Here is a 16,479-nt window from a genome sequence, read left to right on the forward strand (position 1 = left end):
GCGGGTGGCGGGTGTCGGCCGGATCAGGCCGCGCGGGTCGACGGGCCGGTCAGGCGGCGGCGGGCGTCCTCGACGCAGGAGCGGTCCGCGTCGTCGCCGCGGTGGCGCTCCGGCAGGACGGCGAGCACCTCGCTGCGGCCGGCGCGCACGGCCGGGTGCCGCATCGCGAGCGTCGCCAGGCTGCGGCCGGGGCCCGCCTCGACCACCAGGCAGTCGTGGTCGGCGAGCACCTGGTCGAGGATCGAGGCGAACATGACGGTCTCGCCGGGCTGGCGTGCCCAGAAGTCCGGGTCGAGCGCCTCGTCGAGCCCGATCGGGCTGCCCGTGTAGGCCGAGTAGACGGGCGTCTGCGGGGCCCGCAGGCTCGCGCGGCGCCAGTCCGGGCGGGACTGTTCGACCGCGCCCGCGACGACCGGGCTGTGGAACGCCTGCCGCGCCTCGGCGGGCACGCACGTGACGCCCCGCTCCCGCAGCGTGCGGGCGGCGCGGTCCAGCGGGCCGCTCTCGCCGGCGAGCAGGAGCTGGCGCGGCGCGTTCACCGCGGCCAGGTGCACGTCGCCCTCGAGCACGTCCTCGACGTCGGCGACGGACGCGGCGACCGCGAGCATGCCGCCCGCCGGGGTACTGGCGAACTGGTGCTGACGGGTGCGCATCAGCTCGACGCCGTCCTCGACCGGGATGACGCCGGCCAGCGTCGCCGCGACCATCTCGCCGACGCTGTGCCCGAACAGGGCGACCGGCCGGACGCCCCAGGACAGGACCATCCGGCCGAGCGCGTGGTTCACGGCGTAGAGCAGCGGCTGGGCGACCGTCACGTCGGCGAAGTCCGCCGACGGCGTCGCGGCCAGCCACTCGTCGCGGACCCGGGGGCCGACGTCGGGCCCGAGCCCGTCGAACGCCGCGTCCATGGCCCCGGTGAACACCTCGTCGTGGCCGTAGAGGCCTGCGGCCATGCGCGGGTGCTGGGCGCCCTGGCCGGGGAACGCGAGGACCACCGGCAGCGTGGTCTCGGTCGTCGACATCCGTACTCCTCACCTCGCCGTTCGTCGGGGCCCAGTGCACGGGCCGGGTGTGGAGCGGCACCGGAGGCCCGCTGGAGGACACCGGCTCGTCCGCCGCTCCAGCGGGACGCGATCGGCGACGGCGAGGCTCCGGCCGACCGCCCACGCACGGATCCCGTGCCGGCGGCCGACGATCCGACCGCCGACCCCGGGAGGTCCCATGAGGTTCGACGAGCCCCTGTACGTGTCCGGTACCGGCATCGAGCTGGCCGAGACGACGACGCTGGAGGCCGCACTGGAGGCCGGGCTGTGCCGCAGGGCGACGGTCTGGCGGACCGGCGTGCGGTCGGTCTGCGTCTCCGCCGAGCTGTCCGGCCCCGAGCTGGCGGCGCGCGCCGCCCGCCGGGCACTGGGCGGCGCCGGTGCCGGCCCGTCCGACGTGGACCTGGTCCTGCACGCGTCGACCTACCACCAGGGGCACGACCTCTGGTCCGCGGCGTCGTACGTGCAGCGCGAGTCGCTCGGCAACGCGTGCCCCTCGATGGAGGTTCGCCAGCTGTCCAACGGCGGGCTCGCCGCCGTCGAGCTGGCCGCCGGGTACCTGACGGCCGCGCCGGCACGGCGGCACAGCGCACTGGTCACGACCGGCGACCGCTTCGCGCCACCCGGCTTCGACCGGTTCGCCACCGACCCCGGCACGATCTGCGGCGACGCGGGCACGGCGCTCGTGTTGTCCACCGTGGACGGTTTCGCGCGGCTGGTGGCGCTCGTGACCGTGTCCGACCCCGGCCTGGAGGTGATGGGTCGCGGGGAGGACCCGTTCTCGGACGCCCCGTTGCAGGCCCGCCCGACGATCGACGTCGGGGTGCACCGGCCGCACCTGCTGCGCAGCATCGGGATGACCGAGATGCTGGAGCGCATGGTCGCCGGCCAGCAGGAGTCGTTCCGGACCGCGCTCGACGACGCCAAGATCGACGCCGACGACGTCCGCCGGTTCGTGCTGCCGAACCTGGGGGCGCCGAAGGTGGCCGCCCAGTTCCTGGAGCCGCTGGGCATCGACCCGGCCCGCACCACGCAGGACTGGGGCCTCGGCCTCGGCCACCTGGGCGCCGGCGACCAGATCGCCGGTCTCGCGCACCTGCGCGAGGAGGGCCTGCTCGCCTCCGGCGACCACTGCGTGCTGGTCGGCGCGGGCGGTGGCTTCACCTGGACGACCGCCGTGCTCGAGATGCTGTAACACACCCACGACGAAGGCCCCGCCGAATCCGGCGGGGCCTTCGTCGCGGGTGGCGGACGGTCGATCAGTCCCGCCCGATCAGGCCGGCCGTCCAGGCGGCGGCCGGCTTCTCGAACCGCAGCGCCGCGTGCGACGCCGCCACCGTCACGTCGCGCCAGGCGCGCTGCAGCGCGCTGCCGCGGTGCTGCGCGGAGGTGCCCGCCGAGGACATCAGATCGCCGACGGCCTCGGTGAGCAGGTCCGCCGCGTGCGCGCAGTCGCGGGCGTTGCGCACGCCCAGCGACGAGCGGCCCTCGCCGGCGTCGAGCACGTCCGCCGCCCGCTCGACGAGCATCTGCGCGGTGTCCACGCGGACGGCGGCGCGGGCGATCGCCATGTCCGCGGACGCGGTCCCGGCACCGGTGCCCGCCGCCCCCGGCTTGCCGCGCACGATCGCAGCGGCGGCCGTCAGCGCGGCGCGCGCGGCCCCGAGTGCGGCCGGGGCGCAGGTCACCCCACCCACGGCGGGCAGCGGCAGGTTGTGCTGGGCGACGTCGGAGACGTCGTTGCGCCCTCCGAGCACGGACGGCAGCGGCACCGTGCGGTGCTCCGGCACGACCGCACCGTCGACGACGAGCGCGTGGCTGCCGGTGGCCCGCATCCCGACCGCGTCCCATGTGCGCTCGACCCGGAAGTCGCTGCGCGGGACGGCCATGAACATCGGTGCCGGTGCGTCCGGGCCGGGCACCGGACCGGCGAGGATCGCCCAGTCCGCGTGCTCCGCGCCGCTCACCCACGTCCACCGGCCCTCGACCCGGTAGCCGCCGTCGACGGCGGAGGCCGCGCCCGCCGGCACCAGGCCGGACACCCACAGCGCGTCCGGGCCGTCGGCCCACGCCTCGGCCTGGGCCCGCTCGGGCAGGTGCGTCGCGAACCGCGCCGCGTAGCCGAACATCGCCGCGCACCACGCCGTCGAGGTGCACGCCTCACCGACCTCGGCGACGGCGCGGGTCATCTCCGCGACGGTGCCCTCGTGCCCGCCGAAGCGGGCCGGGACGTAGTGCCGGGCGAAGCCGGCGGCGGCGATCGCCTCGGCGGCGCCGGCGGGCAGGTCACCGTCCTCGTCGGCGTCGCGCGCCCCGGAGGCGGCGAGGTCGACGAGCTCTCCGACGGCGATCGTGTCCGGGTCGGCGGTCGGGATGGTGGAGGTCACGTCCGGTCTCCTTCCGGTTCGGGTTTCGGTGGGGTCACCAGGTCACCGGCAGCGACTCGACGCCGAACACGAGACCGCCCTGCCGGTAGCGGAGGTCCTCGAACGGCACCGCGAGCTGCAGCTCCGGGACCCTGCGGAACAGCTCGGTGTAGGTGACCTGCAGCTCGAGCCGCGCCAGGTCCATCCCGAGGCACAGGTGGCGTCCGTTGCCGAACGCGAGGTGGTTGCGGGTGCCGCGGGTGATGTCGAGCTCGTCGGGCCGGTCGAAGGCGGCGGTGTCCCGGTTGGCCGACGCCGTCGTCGGGTAGACGCCCTCGCCGGCACGGATCGTGGCGCCGTCGATCTCCATGTCCTCGGTCGCGACGCGGGCCGTGGTCAGGTCCGTGACCCCGAGGAACCGCAGCATCTCCTCGACCGCGGACACCGCCAGCGACGGGTCGTCGACCAGGAGCTTGAGCTGGTCGGGATGCTGCAGGAACGTCAGCGTGCCCAGCGAGATCATGCTCGCCGTGCTGTCGTGGCCGCCGTTGAGCAGCAGCCGGACCATGTTGCCGATCTCGTCCCAGTCCTTCGGGTCCGGCCAGCGCGCGACGAGCCGGCTGATCACGTCGTCGGCCGGGTGGGCGGCCTTGGCCTTCGCGATGTCGACGAAGTGGCCGTTCAGCTCCGTGACGGCGCGCCTGCGCTCCTCGGCGGTGCTCTGCCCGCCGAACATCACCTTCGTCCGCGCGTGCATGAAGCCGCGGTCGAGGTCCTCCAGGCCGAGCAGCTCGGTGATCGTGTCCATCGTGATCCGGACGCCGAGCGCCTGGTGCAGGTCGGCCGGGTCCGGGCCGTCGAGCATGTCGGTGATCGCGCGGGCGACGTTGCGCTCGACCGTCGGGCGCATCGCCTGGACCCGCTTGTGCGTGAACTCGCCCGCGACGAGGCGCCGGGCCGGGCCGTGCTCCGGCGGGTCCATCCCGAGCAGCGACCCGCCGACCTTGAACTCGTCCGGGATCGGGATCGGGGACGGGAAGCCGGGCGCGCCGCGGTCGTTGCTCAGGCGGCCGTCCTTGAGCGCCTCACGGACCTGGTCGTGGCGGGTGAGCAGCCACGCCTGCCCGCCGGTGCGCAGCGGGACCCGCTGCGGCCGCGGTGCGTCCCGCAGCTCGCCGTACTCGGCGGGCGGCGCGAACGGGCACGTCCTGGTGAAAGGGAACTCGGACCGGGTCATGTCGGGTGCCTCCCCGAGAGGTCGGAGATGTCGGAGATGTCGGAGGTACGGGCGTCGTCGACGGCGCGGGCGAACCCGGCGAGCGTGTCGCCGGGGCTGGGGCCCTCCAGGTGCGAGCGGATGGCCATGGCGTCGGCGCCGTGGCGGTCCAGGTCGACGTGGCCGATGCTGGCCAGCGACCGTCCGGGACCGAGAGCGGACAGGACGATCCGGATCCGGCTCGCGAGCCGGTCGTCGTCGATGGGTGCGAAGCGGCCGTCGATCAGCCAGGAGAGCGTGAGGCGGTGGCCGGGCACCCACTCGAGGACCCGGCCCCAGTCGCGCTCGGAACCGTCGCGGTAGCGCTCGTACCAGCGCCCGCCGACACACGGCTCGAAGACGACGGCCTCCCTGCCCTGACCCAGCCGGTGGTTCTCCGGCCACCACACGGTCGGGTGTCCGGTGAGGAACGCGAACGCGTCGGCGCGTCCGCAGGCCACCTCCGCCGACTTCCAGACCGGTGGCACGTCGTTCGCTGAGGACATGGGCAGAGCGTGCGGTCCGCCGGTGGAATGCCGATGGAGACGGGCTCGACCCGTTCGAACGGCAGCAGGGCCGCCCGCGAGAGGGGATCGCGGGCGGCCCTGCAGGTGGTGGGGGCAGCGGTCAGGCGTCGACCTCCTGCTTCGTCCCCGCCTGCGGCGTCTCCTTCGAGGCACCCGCCGTCTCCGCCGGACGCTCCGGTGCGGGCACCATCAGCGCTGCGACGATCCCCAGGACCGGGAACGCGGCGGACACCAGGAACGCGAGGCCGTACCCGTCGGCCAGCACGCCCGGGTCGGTCGAGCCGCCCGCCTGCGACTGGGCGATCACGGCCAGCACGGCGAGCCCGACGGCGCCGCCGACCTGGCGGCTCGTGTTCAGCAGCCCGGACACCAGCCCGGCCTCGGCGTAGGAGACACCGGTCGTCGAGGCGACCGTGACCGACGCCGACACCAGGCCCTGGCCGATCCCGAGGATCAGCGTCGGGACGAACAGGTCGGCCCAGAACGAGGCACCCGCCCCGGTGAAGCCCAGCCACAGCAGGCCGGCCGCGGACAGCGCGAGCCCGGTGACCAGCACCGGCCGCGCACCGATCGACGGCACGTGCTTCGCGATCTGGCGGGCGGCGAAGAAGATGCCGAGCGACAGCGGCAGGTAGGCCAGACCGGTCTCCATCGGCCCGTACCGCAGCACCAGCTGGAGCAGCAGCGTGAACAGGTAGAACGTGCCCCAGAGCGCGGCGCTCGAGGAGAACGCGACGATGTTGCCCGCCGTCACCGAGCGGTTCCGGAAGATGGACAGCGGCACGAGCGGGTTGGACGCGAGCTTCGCCTCGTTCACCACGAAGAACGCCAGCAGGACGACGCCGACACCGAGCACGGTGAGCACCTCCGGGGAGCCCCAGCCCTTCTCCAACGCCTGGACGGCGCCGTAGACGAGGGCCATCAGGCCACCGGTGATCGCGACCGACCCCAGCGTGTCGATGCGGCGGTTGGCGTCCTCACGACGGGACTCGCGCACGGCGTACAGGGCGAGCCCGAACAGGAGCGCGCCGACCGGGACGTTCACCAGCAGGATCCAGCGCCACGACAGCCACTGGGTGATCGCCCCGCCGATCAGGACACCGACGGCTCCGCCCGCGGCGGCGACGGCGCTCCACATGCCGAACGCGCGGGCGCGCTCCTTCGCGTCGGTGAACGACGTGAAGATGACGGTCAGGGTGGCGGGCGCCATCACGGCGGCGCCGAGCCCCTGGAACCCGCGGGCCAGCAGCAGCGACGTCGGCCCGAAGGCCAGGCCCCCGGCGAGGCTCGCCACCGAGAACAGGGCGATGCCGCCGAGCAGGACGCGCCGGCGTCCGAACAGGTCGGCCAAGCGCCCGCCGAGCAACAGGAACCCGGCGAAGACGATCGTGTAGGCGTTGATCACCCACTGCAGCGAGGAGGGCTCGAGACCGAGCGCCTCCTTGATGGACGGCAGGGCGACGTTCACGACGGACGCGTCCAGCACGACCAGGAACTGGCCGGCACAGCAGACCGCCAGGACGAGGCCGAGCCTCGACGGGGCGTTCGTGCCCCGGGTCTCGGCGCTGTCGGTACTCATCGAGTCCTCCAGGATTCGGTGTCGTTCGCTTGCGGGTTGCGGGAACCGTAGGAACCCATGCGGACAGCTCCGGTCCCATTGGGTCCGGAATCCGGCGGGGATTCAGAGCCGCTTCGCGGCGGGCAGGACGTACCGGCCGAACAGCAGGTCGCGGACCACGTCGTCGCCGCCCTCGACGAGCCCGACGTAACGCAGGTCACGGACGAGCTTGCCGATGACGTGCTCGTGGGTGAACCCGAGGCCGCCGAACATCTCCGACCCCGTGGTGGCGACCTGCCATCCGGCCTGGCCGCAGTGCATCTTCGCGGCCAGCGCCGAGCGAAGGGCGCCCGCGCGGTAGAGGGCGCCGGAGGCATTCGGCGCGGCCATCAGCCCGTCGAACTGGGCCGCCGCGGCCAGGCACTGGTTGCGCATCACGTCGATCTGCGCCTCCATCTGGCCGAGCTTCGCCGCGAACACGTCGTTGTCGACGAGCAGGGCCCCCTTGACCTTCTTCGTCGCGGCGTAGGCCATGCAGACGTCCCGGACCCGGCGCGCGGTGCCGATCGCGGTCGCGGCGATGAGGATCCGGCTGGCGTTCAGCCCGGCCTCCAGGTCCCGCAGACCGTTGCCGGACAACCGGTTCACGGCCGGTACCCGGACGCCGCGCAAGGTGGCGGCGTACGTACCGGAGCCGCGCAGCCCGATCATGTCCCAGCGTTTCGTGACCTCGACGCCGGGTGCGTCGCGGGGCACCAGCACGAGCGAGTACCCGGACGGGTCGTCCGCCGCGCGTCCGGCGACGATCAGGAAGTCGGCGGCGTCGGTGTTGGTGGAGAAGTACTTCTCCCCGTCCAGGACGAGCGCGTCGCCGTCCGCGGTGATCGTCGTCGCGGTCCGGTGGAGCTCGCTGCCCGCCTCCTGCTCGCTGATCAGGATGGCGCAGCAGCCTCCGCCGCCGGCCATCCGCGTCAGGTACCCGTCGGCCAGGTCGTGGTCGCCGTAGAGGTGCAGCAGCGTCGTGCCGAGGATCGACAGGAACGAGCCGAACGCGAAACCGGCGTCGCCGTAGGAGAGCTCGGAGACGACGTCCACGCTGGTGGACAGCGACGCCCCCGGCCCGCCGTAGCGCTCCGGCAGCCACCAGTTGGACAGTCCGGCCTCGTGCCACCTCGACGTCAGCGGCGTCGGCACGTCGGGGCGGGCGTCGAGCCACGCCGTCTCCGGCAACACCTCGGTGTCGACGAACTTCCGCGTCCGTTCGAGCAGGTCGTCGGTCATCGTTCCTCCTCAGGCGTGGCACACCGGAGGGCCGCCGTGGAACGCGACCATCTCCGTGTAGGGCTCGCGGATGTCGATCAGAGCGCCCGGCTCGGCGCCGTCGAGGTCGACGAGCGCGCGGTGCAGGTTCGCGACCAGCCGTTCGGAGTCGCGCAGGGCGGCAAACGGGCCGAGGTCGGCCCGCCGCGCGGCCTCCAGCGGAGGGACGCCGTCAGCCATGGCGTGCAGCGCGAGCCGGATCACCCAGCGCAGGTACGCCTCCGCCTCGTCGAGCAGCTCGGGTCCGCCGACCGGACCGTGACCGGGCACGATCGTGTGCGGGTCCAGTCGCCGCAGCCGCCGCAGCGTCGCGATCGACCGGGTGACGGAGCCCATCAGGCAGAACGGCGTGCACCCGGACAGGACGACGTCGCCCGCGAACAGCACACGCTGCTCCGGCAGCCAGGCGACGACGTCGTTGGCCGTGTGCGCGGCGCCGACGTGGATCAGCTCGACCGGCCGCCCCGGCTCCGACGATCGCGGCGCCAGCAGCGTCATCCGCTCGGAGAACGTGACGGTCGGCGGCGCGAGGGTGATCTCGCCCCACTCGACGTCCGGCCAGAGCCCTGTCATGTCGAGCCCGGCGGCCAGGATCTCCTCGCGCGTCCGGTCGTGCCCCACGATCGTCGCCCCCGGCAGGAACTCGGCGTTCCCGAAGTGGTGGTCGCCGTGGAAGTGCGTGTTCGCGACGACGGCCGGTGGGGCCCCGGCCACTCGCTCGACCTCGGCCCGCAGGCGCCGGGCGCGGGCCTGCGTCGCGGCCGTGTCGATCAGGACCGGCCCGGCGCCGGAGGGGTCGAGCACGACGCCCGCGTTGTTCAGGCACCACCCGCCGTCCGGCTGGACGTAGGCGAGCACGCCGTCGGCGACGTCCTGGAGGGTCCCGGTCTCCGGCCCGAACGGCCGCCGTGCGGTCGCCCCTGTCGTGGTGCCCGCCGTCGCCGTGTCGGTCACGCTGCTCATGTCGTCCTCCTCACCGGGTCAGGACGACGGCGGAGGCGAACCCGCCGCGCCCGCGGGCCAGGACCATCGCGGTGGCCGCCGGTACCGGGCGGGGACCGCCCGTCACCAGGTCCACCCGCGGGTCGACGGCGTCCGGCCGCACGTTCACCGTCGGCGGGACGACGCCGTCGCGCAGCGTCAGCAGCGCGGACACGACGTCGACCGGAGCCCCGCCGGACAGCAGGCGCCCGTAGGCCGCCTTCGGTGCGGCCACCGGGACGCCCCGCTCGCCGAACAGGGCCGTCAGGGCCGTGGCCTCGGCGTCGTCCAGGGCCGGGCTGCCCGCGGCGTCGGCGTACACGACGTCGACGTCCGCGGCGGCGATCCCGGCGTCGCGCAACGCGGTCCGCGCGGCGCGGGCCAGGCCGGCGCCCCCGGACGTCGACGGGGCCGGGTCGAACGCCGCGCCGTACCCGGCGACCGTCCCGTAGCCGGCTCCCGCGCCGCGCGCTCGCGCCGCGCCGGTGTCCTCGACGACGAGGATCGCGCCGCCCTCGCCGGGCACGTACCCGGACGCGTCGGCCTCGAACGGCAGGTAGGCCCGCGCCGGGTCGGTCCGGACGCTGACGTCCGGGTCGGTGCCCTGGATCGCGACGCCGTACGGGCAGAGCATGCTGTCCAGCCCGCCGGTCGTCATGACGGGCGTGCCGCGGCGCACCCGGCGACGGGCGAACGAGAGCATGTCCAGCCCGCCCGCCTGCTCGGAGACGACCACCCCGCCCGGGCCGCGCATCCCGTTCTTGATCGAGATCTGGCCGGTGTGCACGGCGTAGTACCAGGCGAACGACATGTAGGCGCTCACGCTCTGCCAGCCGCTGCCCCAGAGCTTCTCCAGCTCGCGCTGCCCGAACTCCAGACCGCCGGTGGCGCTCGTGGTCGCGACGCCCATCGCGTAGTCGGACAGCGCGTCCGGGTCGACGCCCGCGTCGTCCAGTGCCAGGTCCGCGGCGATCAGCGCGATCCGGGTGATCCGGTCGGTCTGCGGCATCAGCCGCTTGGCGACCCGGTCGGCGTGCTCGACGTCGCCGATCTCGCCGGCCAGGCGCACCGGGTACCCGTCGGTGTCGAACGTCGTGATCGGACCGATCGCGGACGTCCCGTCCAGTGTCGCCCGCCAGAACCGCTCGGTGCCGACGCCGGTCGGGGCGGCGACGCCGATCCCGGTGACCGTCACCGGCGTCGTCGTGGCCGACTGCCCGTCCGCGTGGGCCTGCGGCCTGCTCTCGAGAACCGTCATGCCGCTCACCTCTCCGGGTTCGTCAGGACCATCGCGCTCTGGAAGCCGCCGAACCCGCTCCCGACGGTGAGCACGGCGTCGAGCCGGCGTTCCCGGGGGACCAGGGGCACGTAGTCCAGGTCGCAGTCGGGGTCGGGGTCGTGCAGGTTCGCTGTCGGCGGGACGACGCCGTGCTCCATCGCCAGCGCGCAGGCCGCGATCTCGATCGAGCCGATCGCGCCGAGCGAGTGCCCCACCACGGCCTTGATGCCGCTCATCGGCGTCGTCGTCGCGTGGGCGCCGAGGCTCCGCTTGACCGCGGCGGTCTCGTGCTTGTCGTTCTGCTTGGTGCCGGAACCGTGCGCGTTCACGTAGTCGACCGAGTCCGGCGCGATCCGGGCCTCGCCCAGCGCCACGTCGATCGCCTCGGACATCTCCCGCCCGTCGGCCTTGAGCCCGGTCATGTGGAACGCGTTGCAGCGCGAGCCGTGCCCGCCGACCTCGGCGTAGACGTGCGCGCCCCGGGCGCGGGCGTGCTCGTACTCCTCGAGCACGAGCACCGCGGAGCCCTCACCGAGGATCAGGCCGGTGCGGCTCACGTCGAACGGCCGGCAGGCGGTGGCCGGGTCGTCGTTGCGTACCGACGTCGCCTTGATGATGTCGAAGCACGTCACCGTGATCGGTGAGATGGGCGCGTCGCTGCCGCCGGTGACCATGACGTCGGCCTCTCCGTCGCGGATCAGGTCGGCGGCGTGGCCGACCGAGTCGATCCCGGAGGTGCAGCCGGTGGACACGACGCCGACCGGGCCGAGCGCGCCGGTCGTCAGCGCCACCTCCGCGCCGATCGAGCTGGGCAGGAAGTAGTCGTAGAGATGCCTGCCGGCGAACGACGGGTCGACGACCCAGTCCCTGCCCGCGTTGGACAGCACCACGTACTCCTGCTCCATCGTCGTGGTGCCGCCGACGGCGCTGCCCATCGAGACGCCGGTCCGCTCGGCGAGCTCGCCGTCGATCTCCAGACCGCTGTCCACGACGGCCTCGGCGGCGGCGACCTTGGCCAGCTGGCTGACCCGGTCGCTGCGGCGGGCCTCCTGGGGGTCGAGCCCGGCCGCGACCGGGTCGAAGTCGCACTCCGCGGCGACCTGGCAGCGGTGCCCGGTGGCGTCGAACTGGCGGATCCGGCGGGTCGCGGTGCGGCCGTCCCGGACGCGCTCCCAGAACGCGTCCCGGCCGGGGCCGCCGGGCGCCTGCACCCCGATGCCGGTGATCACGGCGCGGCGGCTCATCGGCCGAGCTCCAGCACGTCGCCCAGCAGCTCGAGCTGGTCGGGATCCGACGAGCAGGGCAGCAGCACGAGCTCGTCGCACCCCGCTGCCGCGTACGCGTCACGTGCCTCCCGGATCGCGTCCGGCGAGGTCAGCGCGCCCTTGGCCAGGAACTCCGCGGCCGGGCCCGCGAACGCGAAGTAGTCGTGCAGGTAGCCGGAGGCGACCTCGTCGGCGTCCGGTCCGAGCGCGTAGTAGAGCTGGGCGACCATCCGCGGACCCCCGGGGCGGCCCGCCTCGCTCCAGAGCTCCTGGGCCTGCGCGGCGCGCTCCGGGTAGGAGGCGGGCGGGTTCGTCACGACGACGCCGTCGGCGTACCGGGCGGTCCGGCGCAGCGCGGCCTCGCTGCGACCGCCGACGAGGAGCTCGGGGAGCACGTCCGGGCGCGCGCAGACGCGGCCCTCCGACCACATGCCGGTCATCTCCTCGATCATCTTGTCGAGGCGGCGGCCGCGGTCGTGGTAGCTCGCACCCGCTGCCTCGTAGTCGTCCGGACGCACGCCGGAGGAGACCCCGACCGAGAGCCGGTTCCCGCTGAGCTGCTGCAGCGACGCGAGCTGCGCGGCCAGCGGCGCCGTCGCGCTGCGGTACGGCGCGATCAACACCTGGGTGGAGAGATGGATCCCGGTGGTGACGGCGGCCGCGGCCGTCAGCGCCACGACCGGCTCGTGCCCGCCGTAGACCAGCCGGTCGACGACCGAGAGCGTGGAGAAGTTCCGCCGCTCGGCCGTGCGGGCCCAGGTCAGCAGGTCACCCGCAGGGGTCCCGGGGATCATGTTCGGTAGTCCGACGCCTGTCTTCACGGTGTTCGGCTCCCTTGGCCATCGGCGTCCGTTGCCTGTCGCAACCGACGGTGGAGGGGGGCCGTCGACATCCGGTGGAGCCCGCCTGGAGACGTCAGGACGTGCCGTGGGCGACCGCGACGTCGGCGTCGAGTCCCAGGTGCCGGGCGTAGTCCCCGGCTGCGGAGTGCAGCTCGTCGACCTCGTCGCGGTGCAGCCCGACGTCGAGCGTGACCTCGATCCGGACCGAGCGTGCCGAGGTGGTGCGTCGCCAGCGGCCGACGGCACGGCCGTCGAGCAGGACGACGTGGCGCGAGCCCTGGTGCTTCGCGGTGGCCGGGCTGTCCGGGTGCTCCCGGTACCGGGGGTCGGCGTAGCCGACGACGTACTCGTCGTAGGCCTGGACGAGCACGACCCGCGGGCCCGGGCGGGGCGGAGGTGCGTCCGCCGCCGCGAGGAGCCCGTCCGCGTCGACGGCCGTGACCACATCGCCCAGCGCGTCGAGCCCGCGGCGTACGTCGGCGACGGTCAGGCTCGACCACCAGACGACGTCGTGCACGGTGGCCGGACCGTGGCCGGCCAGGTAGCGGTGCACGAGCTCGGCGAGCATCTCGTCGCGCTGCCGCGGGGCGGCGGGCGGGACCCTGGCGTCGACGAGCATGTACGTGTGCTGCTTGCCGCGCATCGGCCCGCTGCACACGAGCGCCTGCTGCTCGGCGTGCATCAGCAGCAGCGAACCGGCGACGCCGCCCAGCTCGATCCCGTCGGCGGCGAGCTGCCCGGCCAGCTCGGCCCGGGTCAGGGCCGTGCCGTCCGACAGTGCCGCGGACACGGCGCGCAGGGTGCGGAGGCGGAGCTCGTCGTCGATCCCCTCGCGCCGGGCGTAGTAGGCGTTCTTGACCTCGACCCGCGGCCCGGTGAGTTCGAGCAGCCATCGCAGATCGTCCGGGAGGACGAGATGCCAGGTCGGCCGCAGCACGTGCGTGCGGATCAGCCCGCCGGCGTCGAATGTGGACTGGACCTCCGCGTCGCCTGCCCCTGCCCGCTGGCCGACGGACCACTTCGCCGGACCGAAGTCCTGGCACTGCACGGCCGTCAGGGCTCCGACGACCGACTGCGCCGTTCCGGCAGGGCCGTGCAGCCCGGTCGAGGTCAGCCGGTGCCGGGCGAGCTCAGGGAGGTCGATGCGTGCGCTCACGGCGCGAACCGTGTCAGAACCGGGTACCGCCGCACACGTTGGCCAGTACGGCGGCCCGGTGCTGTGCCTGGACCAGGTCGGTGACGATGGCGCGGATCGCGTCCGATGTCGCCCGCGGTGGCAGCCCGACGTCGACGTCGTCGGCGAGACGGGTCAGCCGGGGTATCCAGTCGGTGGTCGCTGCTCCGCTGCTCTCGTGGTCGTTCACGATGCCCTCCAGACGAGGTCGGATGTGCGAAGGGCACGAACTCTCGACGGTCGCGCTGGAATCCACCTCGAGGGCCGGGCGTCTCCACTTCCCGGACGGCAGGCCGGGCACCGTCGCGCCTCCCTACGATGGCGGGGTGGAGATCGGCGTGCAGACCGCCCGATCGGCGTGACCGGGACGCCGCCGCACGCCGTCGCGCTCGTCGTGAGCGTGCTGATCACGGTGCTGGCGTCGTGTTCGACCGGCCCGACGGACCCGGTGCCCGGGCCGGCCGCGGTGTCCGTCACCTCGCCCACGCACGCGGACATCGCCTACGCGCGGGCGTCGCCGTCGGAGGTCCTGGATCTGTGGCTGCCCGGAGACGACCGGCGGCCGTACCCGCTGGTGATCTTCCTGCACGGCGGTGGGTTCTCCGGTGGCGACAAGAGCGCCGTCGGCCCGAAGGTCGCGCCCCTGCTGCGCGCGGGACTCGCGGTCGCGAGCGTGAACTACCGCCTGTCCGGCGAGGCGACGTTCCCGGCCGCGGCGCAGGACGCGAAGGCGGCGGTCCGTCATCTGCGGGCCGGTGCGGCCACCTACGGGCTCGACCCGGGCCGGTTCGCCGTGTGGGGCGAGTCGGCCGGGGCGAACCTGGCCGCGCTCGTCGGGACGACCGGCGACCAGCCGACCGTCCTCGACGACCCGGCCCTCGGCAACGGCGCCGTGTCGGACGCCGTGCAGGCGGTCGTCGACTGGTACGGGCCGGTCGACTTCGCGCAACGGGAGCGGCAGTCCCGCGCCGGCGGATCCGACTGCAGGACACCGCAGATCGCCCGGGCGGACCGCCACATGACCGGATACCTCGGTGCCGACGTGGACACGGTGCCGCGACGGGCCGCGGAGTCGAACCCGATCACCTACCTGCGCACGGCGGCGTCGCTCCCGGCGTTCTCGATCGCGCACGGCACGGCCGACTGCCTCGTCCCGCTCGCGCAGTCGACGCTGCTCGTCGACGCCCTGCGGGCGGCCGGGAACCGCCCGGACGTGCACGTCCGCGACGGCGCGACGCACGGTGACCCGCGCTTCGACCGCGAGTTGCTCGCACCGACGATCGCCTGGCTCGACGGGGTCCTGCGCCGCTGAGGACTGCGGTCCGCCCGCCATGACCCGACGACCCGTCCCGGCTGCGGTGGCCCCTGTGGTCCGGTCATGTCCGGGGTGTGATCTCCCGGCGTAGACGGCCGCGTGCGACGAGCTCGACCGTGGTCAGGACGGCGACGGATTCCGCCGCGAGCAGCCCGATCAGCACGAGGAGCTGGGCGGCGCCGGCCTGCACCGGGTCGCCGCTGCCGATCAGCACGCCGACGAACGCGCCCGGTAGCGTGACCAGGCCGACCGTGCGTGTCTGGTCCAGTGGCGGTACGAGCGCGTCGGCGGCGGACGGGCGGATCACCAGCATCGCCGAGTCGCGCACGGTGATCCCGAGTGACAGTGCCGCCTCGTATTCGCCCCATCGTCCGTGTAGCTGGTCCAGGGCGCGTCGGCCTGCTTGTGAGGTCGCCGTCATCGCGCCTCCGATCACGATGCCGGCTATCGGGACCAGGGCGATCCCGGTCAGTGGTACGGATCCCGACGCGAGCACGACGGCGAGTACCGGTGCGACGCCTGCGGCGATCGGGAGCGCCGCGGTCGATCCGCTGCGGTCCTTGGTGATCCGTCGCGCGGACGTCCAGGCCGCGATCGCGAACATCAGCAGCACGAACAGCGCCGTCGCCCAGAGGTACCGGACGACGGCCAGGATCACCGAGGACACGACTGCCAGCTGCACCGTCGCCCGCAGGGCCGCGACGACCGAGGCGCGGCCGGTCCCGATCCGGCCCGCGAACCCGGCCACGGCGGCCACGACGACCAGCGCCAGGAGCGCGGCCGCGAGCCCCCAGCCGACGACCACCGTCGAACCGCCCACGACCGGACCTCCCTTTCACCCGTCGTCGGACGTACCGGCAGGCCCCTCCCGACGATTATCACGACGACGGCCGGGCCCGCCGCGACACCGGGGGTGAGCCGGTCCGCGGCGCCGGGACGTCGCCCCGGCCCTCGGGTGGTCAGCCGGATCCTCGGAACAGGCGTGCAGGCGGCCCGGCGGCACCGACCCGCACGGCGCGGCCGAGGCCAGCTCGTCGTCCACCCCGCAATGACGGATCCGGGCCACCCGTACTGCGGATGACCCGGATCGGGTGAGCCTGCCGGGCAACTGTGCTGCAAGCCCCGGACGCCGCCCACGACGTACGACAGGGGAGTGCCCACCTCCAGGCGACGTCAGACCCACTCGATCGTGTGGTGTGACATCGCGTGCGGTGGTCGCGATGGGCCGTTCGGGCGGGCCCGGCGACGCCCCGCGACGTCGGCGGCCGCGATCGTTGCGGGAGGACGCGCACGTCGCCGGTGGACGCGCTCGCCCGGACGCGGGCGTTCGCCGGATCCGTGCGCGTCCCGCGCGGACGGGTCGGGGAGTGGTGGGAGCTCGCCGAAGCATCAGGATCGACTTATCGGAGCATCGCAGGGCCGGAACGCCGATCCGTTCCGCACGGTGTGCGCGGCCTCCAGGGTGGAGCCGTCCCGATCGGAAGGGTCCACCGTGAATCGCGATCATCGACATGTCGTCGTCGGCTGCGGGGGCGTCGGCTCCGCAGCCCTGTA

At 74.0% G+C, this 16,479-nt stretch carries 15 protein-coding genes; 2 read left to right on the forward strand and 13 right to left on the reverse strand.

Annotation, left to right across the window (positions count from 1 at the left end; translation table 11 throughout):
- Nucleotides 1-23: 23 nt before the first annotated feature.
- A complete protein-coding gene (locus EV378_RS30775) occupies nt 24-1,022 on the reverse strand; it encodes an acyltransferase domain-containing protein (protein WP_132430897.1) in 999 nt (332 codons plus the stop codon).
- A 199-nt stretch (nt 1,023-1,221) separates the two neighbouring features.
- Here EV378_RS30775 and EV378_RS30780 point away from each other — a divergent pair, with 199 nt between their 5' ends.
- Nucleotides 1,222-2,238 (forward strand): ketoacyl-ACP synthase III family protein, encoded by a 1,017-nt coding sequence (locus EV378_RS30780; protein ID WP_132430899.1) that lies wholly within the window; start codon nt 1,222-1,224, stop codon nt 2,236-2,238.
- Between the two features lie 64 nt (nt 2,239-2,302).
- Here EV378_RS30780 and EV378_RS30785 read toward each other — a convergent pair whose 3' ends face one another.
- From EV378_RS30785 to EV378_RS30835, 11 genes are all read right to left on the reverse strand, one after another.
- Nucleotides 2,303-3,430: an acyl-CoA dehydrogenase family protein gene (locus EV378_RS30785; protein WP_132430901.1), complete on the reverse strand. Its 1,128-nt coding sequence runs from the start codon at nt 3,428-3,430 to the stop codon at nt 2,303-2,305.
- A 34-nt stretch (nt 3,431-3,464) separates the two neighbouring features.
- Nucleotides 3,465-4,646 (reverse strand): cytochrome P450, encoded by a 1,182-nt coding sequence (locus EV378_RS30790; protein WP_132430903.1) that lies wholly within the window; start codon nt 4,644-4,646, stop codon nt 3,465-3,467.
- Nucleotides 4,643-5,170 carry an SRPBCC family protein gene (locus tag EV378_RS30795; protein ID WP_132430905.1) on the reverse strand — a complete coding sequence of 176 codons (528 nt, stop codon included), beginning with the start codon at nt 5,168-5,170 and terminating at the stop codon, nt 4,643-4,645. Before EV378_RS30795 ends, EV378_RS30790 begins: the two co-directional genes overlap by 4 nt.
- A 121-nt stretch (nt 5,171-5,291) precedes the next feature.
- A complete protein-coding gene (locus EV378_RS30800; protein ID WP_132430907.1) occupies nt 5,292-6,770 on the reverse strand; it encodes an MFS transporter in 1,479 nt (492 codons plus the stop codon).
- Between the two features lie 102 nt (nt 6,771-6,872).
- Nucleotides 6,873-8,030, reverse strand: a complete 1,158-nt coding sequence (locus tag EV378_RS30805) for an acyl-CoA dehydrogenase family protein (protein ID WP_132430909.1) — start codon at nt 8,028-8,030, stop codon at nt 6,873-6,875.
- 9 nt (nt 8,031-8,039) lie between these two features.
- Entirely contained in the window at nt 8,040-9,032 is a 993-nt protein-coding gene (locus EV378_RS30810) for an MBL fold metallo-hydrolase (RefSeq protein ID WP_132430911.1), read from the reverse strand.
- Between the two features lie 10 nt (nt 9,033-9,042).
- Nucleotides 9,043-10,308, reverse strand: a complete 1,266-nt coding sequence (locus tag EV378_RS30815) for a ketosynthase chain-length factor (RefSeq protein ID WP_132430913.1) — start codon at nt 10,306-10,308, stop codon at nt 9,043-9,045.
- Nucleotides 10,309-10,313: 5 nt separating this feature from the next.
- A complete protein-coding gene (locus EV378_RS30820; protein WP_132430915.1) occupies nt 10,314-11,573 on the reverse strand; it encodes a beta-ketoacyl-[acyl-carrier-protein] synthase family protein in 1,260 nt (419 codons plus the stop codon).
- Nucleotides 11,570-12,415 carry an LLM class flavin-dependent oxidoreductase gene (locus EV378_RS30825; RefSeq protein WP_132430917.1) on the reverse strand — a complete coding sequence of 282 codons (846 nt, stop codon included), beginning with the start codon at nt 12,413-12,415 and terminating at the stop codon, nt 11,570-11,572. The genes EV378_RS30820 and EV378_RS30825 overlap by 4 nt, the downstream gene beginning before the upstream one ends.
- A gap of 94 nt (nt 12,416-12,509) precedes the next feature.
- Entirely contained in the window at nt 12,510-13,592 is a 1,083-nt protein-coding gene (locus EV378_RS30830) for a winged helix DNA-binding domain-containing protein (RefSeq protein WP_132430919.1), read from the reverse strand.
- Between the two features lie 13 nt (nt 13,593-13,605).
- A complete protein-coding gene (locus tag EV378_RS30835) occupies nt 13,606-13,800 on the reverse strand; it encodes a hypothetical protein (RefSeq protein ID WP_132430921.1) in 195 nt (64 codons plus the stop codon).
- Nucleotides 13,801-13,968: 168 nt separating this feature from the next.
- On the opposite strand from EV378_RS30835, the gene EV378_RS30840 reads away from it, so the two are divergent.
- On the forward strand, nt 13,969-14,922 hold the full coding sequence (locus EV378_RS30840) for an alpha/beta hydrolase (protein WP_132430923.1): 954 nt from the start codon (nt 13,969-13,971) through the stop codon (nt 14,920-14,922).
- A 64-nt stretch (nt 14,923-14,986) separates the two neighbouring features.
- Here the strand turns inward: EV378_RS30840 and EV378_RS30845 are convergent, their stop codons facing one another.
- Nucleotides 14,987-15,745, reverse strand: a complete 759-nt coding sequence (locus EV378_RS30845; RefSeq protein ID WP_132430925.1) for an ABC transporter permease — start codon at nt 15,743-15,745, stop codon at nt 14,987-14,989.
- Between the last annotated feature and the right edge of the window lie 734 nt (nt 15,746-16,479).

Source organism: Pseudonocardia endophytica (genome assembly GCF_004339565.1).
In the GTDB taxonomy this organism is placed as follows: domain Bacteria; phylum Actinomycetota; class Actinomycetes; order Mycobacteriales; family Pseudonocardiaceae; genus Pseudonocardia; species Pseudonocardia endophytica.

Excerpts from the sequence above, each read along its gene's own strand:
- EV378_RS30810 (WP_132430911.1), bottom strand. The coding sequence starts at position 9,032 with ATGAGCAGCGTGACCGACACGGCGACGGCGGGCACCACGACAGGGGCG.
- EV378_RS30815 (WP_132430913.1), bottom strand. The coding sequence starts at position 10,308 with ATGACGGTTCTCGAGAGCAGGCCGCAGGCCCACGCGGACGGGCAGTCG.
- EV378_RS30795 (WP_132430905.1), bottom strand. The coding sequence starts at position 5,170 with ATGTCCTCAGCGAACGACGTGCCACCGGTCTGGAAGTCGGCGGAGGTG.
- EV378_RS30780 (WP_132430899.1), top strand. The coding sequence starts at position 1,222 with ATGAGGTTCGACGAGCCCCTGTACGTGTCCGGTACCGGCATCGAGCTG.
- EV378_RS30805 (WP_132430909.1), bottom strand. The coding sequence starts at position 8,030 with ATGACCGACGACCTGCTCGAACGGACGCGGAAGTTCGTCGACACCGAG.
- EV378_RS30790 (WP_132430903.1), bottom strand. The coding sequence starts at position 4,646 with ATGACCCGGTCCGAGTTCCCTTTCACCAGGACGTGCCCGTTCGCGCCG.
- EV378_RS30820 (WP_132430915.1), bottom strand. The coding sequence starts at position 11,573 with ATGAGCCGCCGCGCCGTGATCACCGGCATCGGGGTGCAGGCGCCCGGC.
- EV378_RS30800 (WP_132430907.1), bottom strand. The coding sequence starts at position 6,770 with ATGAGTACCGACAGCGCCGAGACCCGGGGCACGAACGCCCCGTCGAGG.
- EV378_RS30775 (WP_132430897.1), bottom strand. The coding sequence starts at position 1,022 with ATGTCGACGACCGAGACCACGCTGCCGGTGGTCCTCGCGTTCCCCGGC.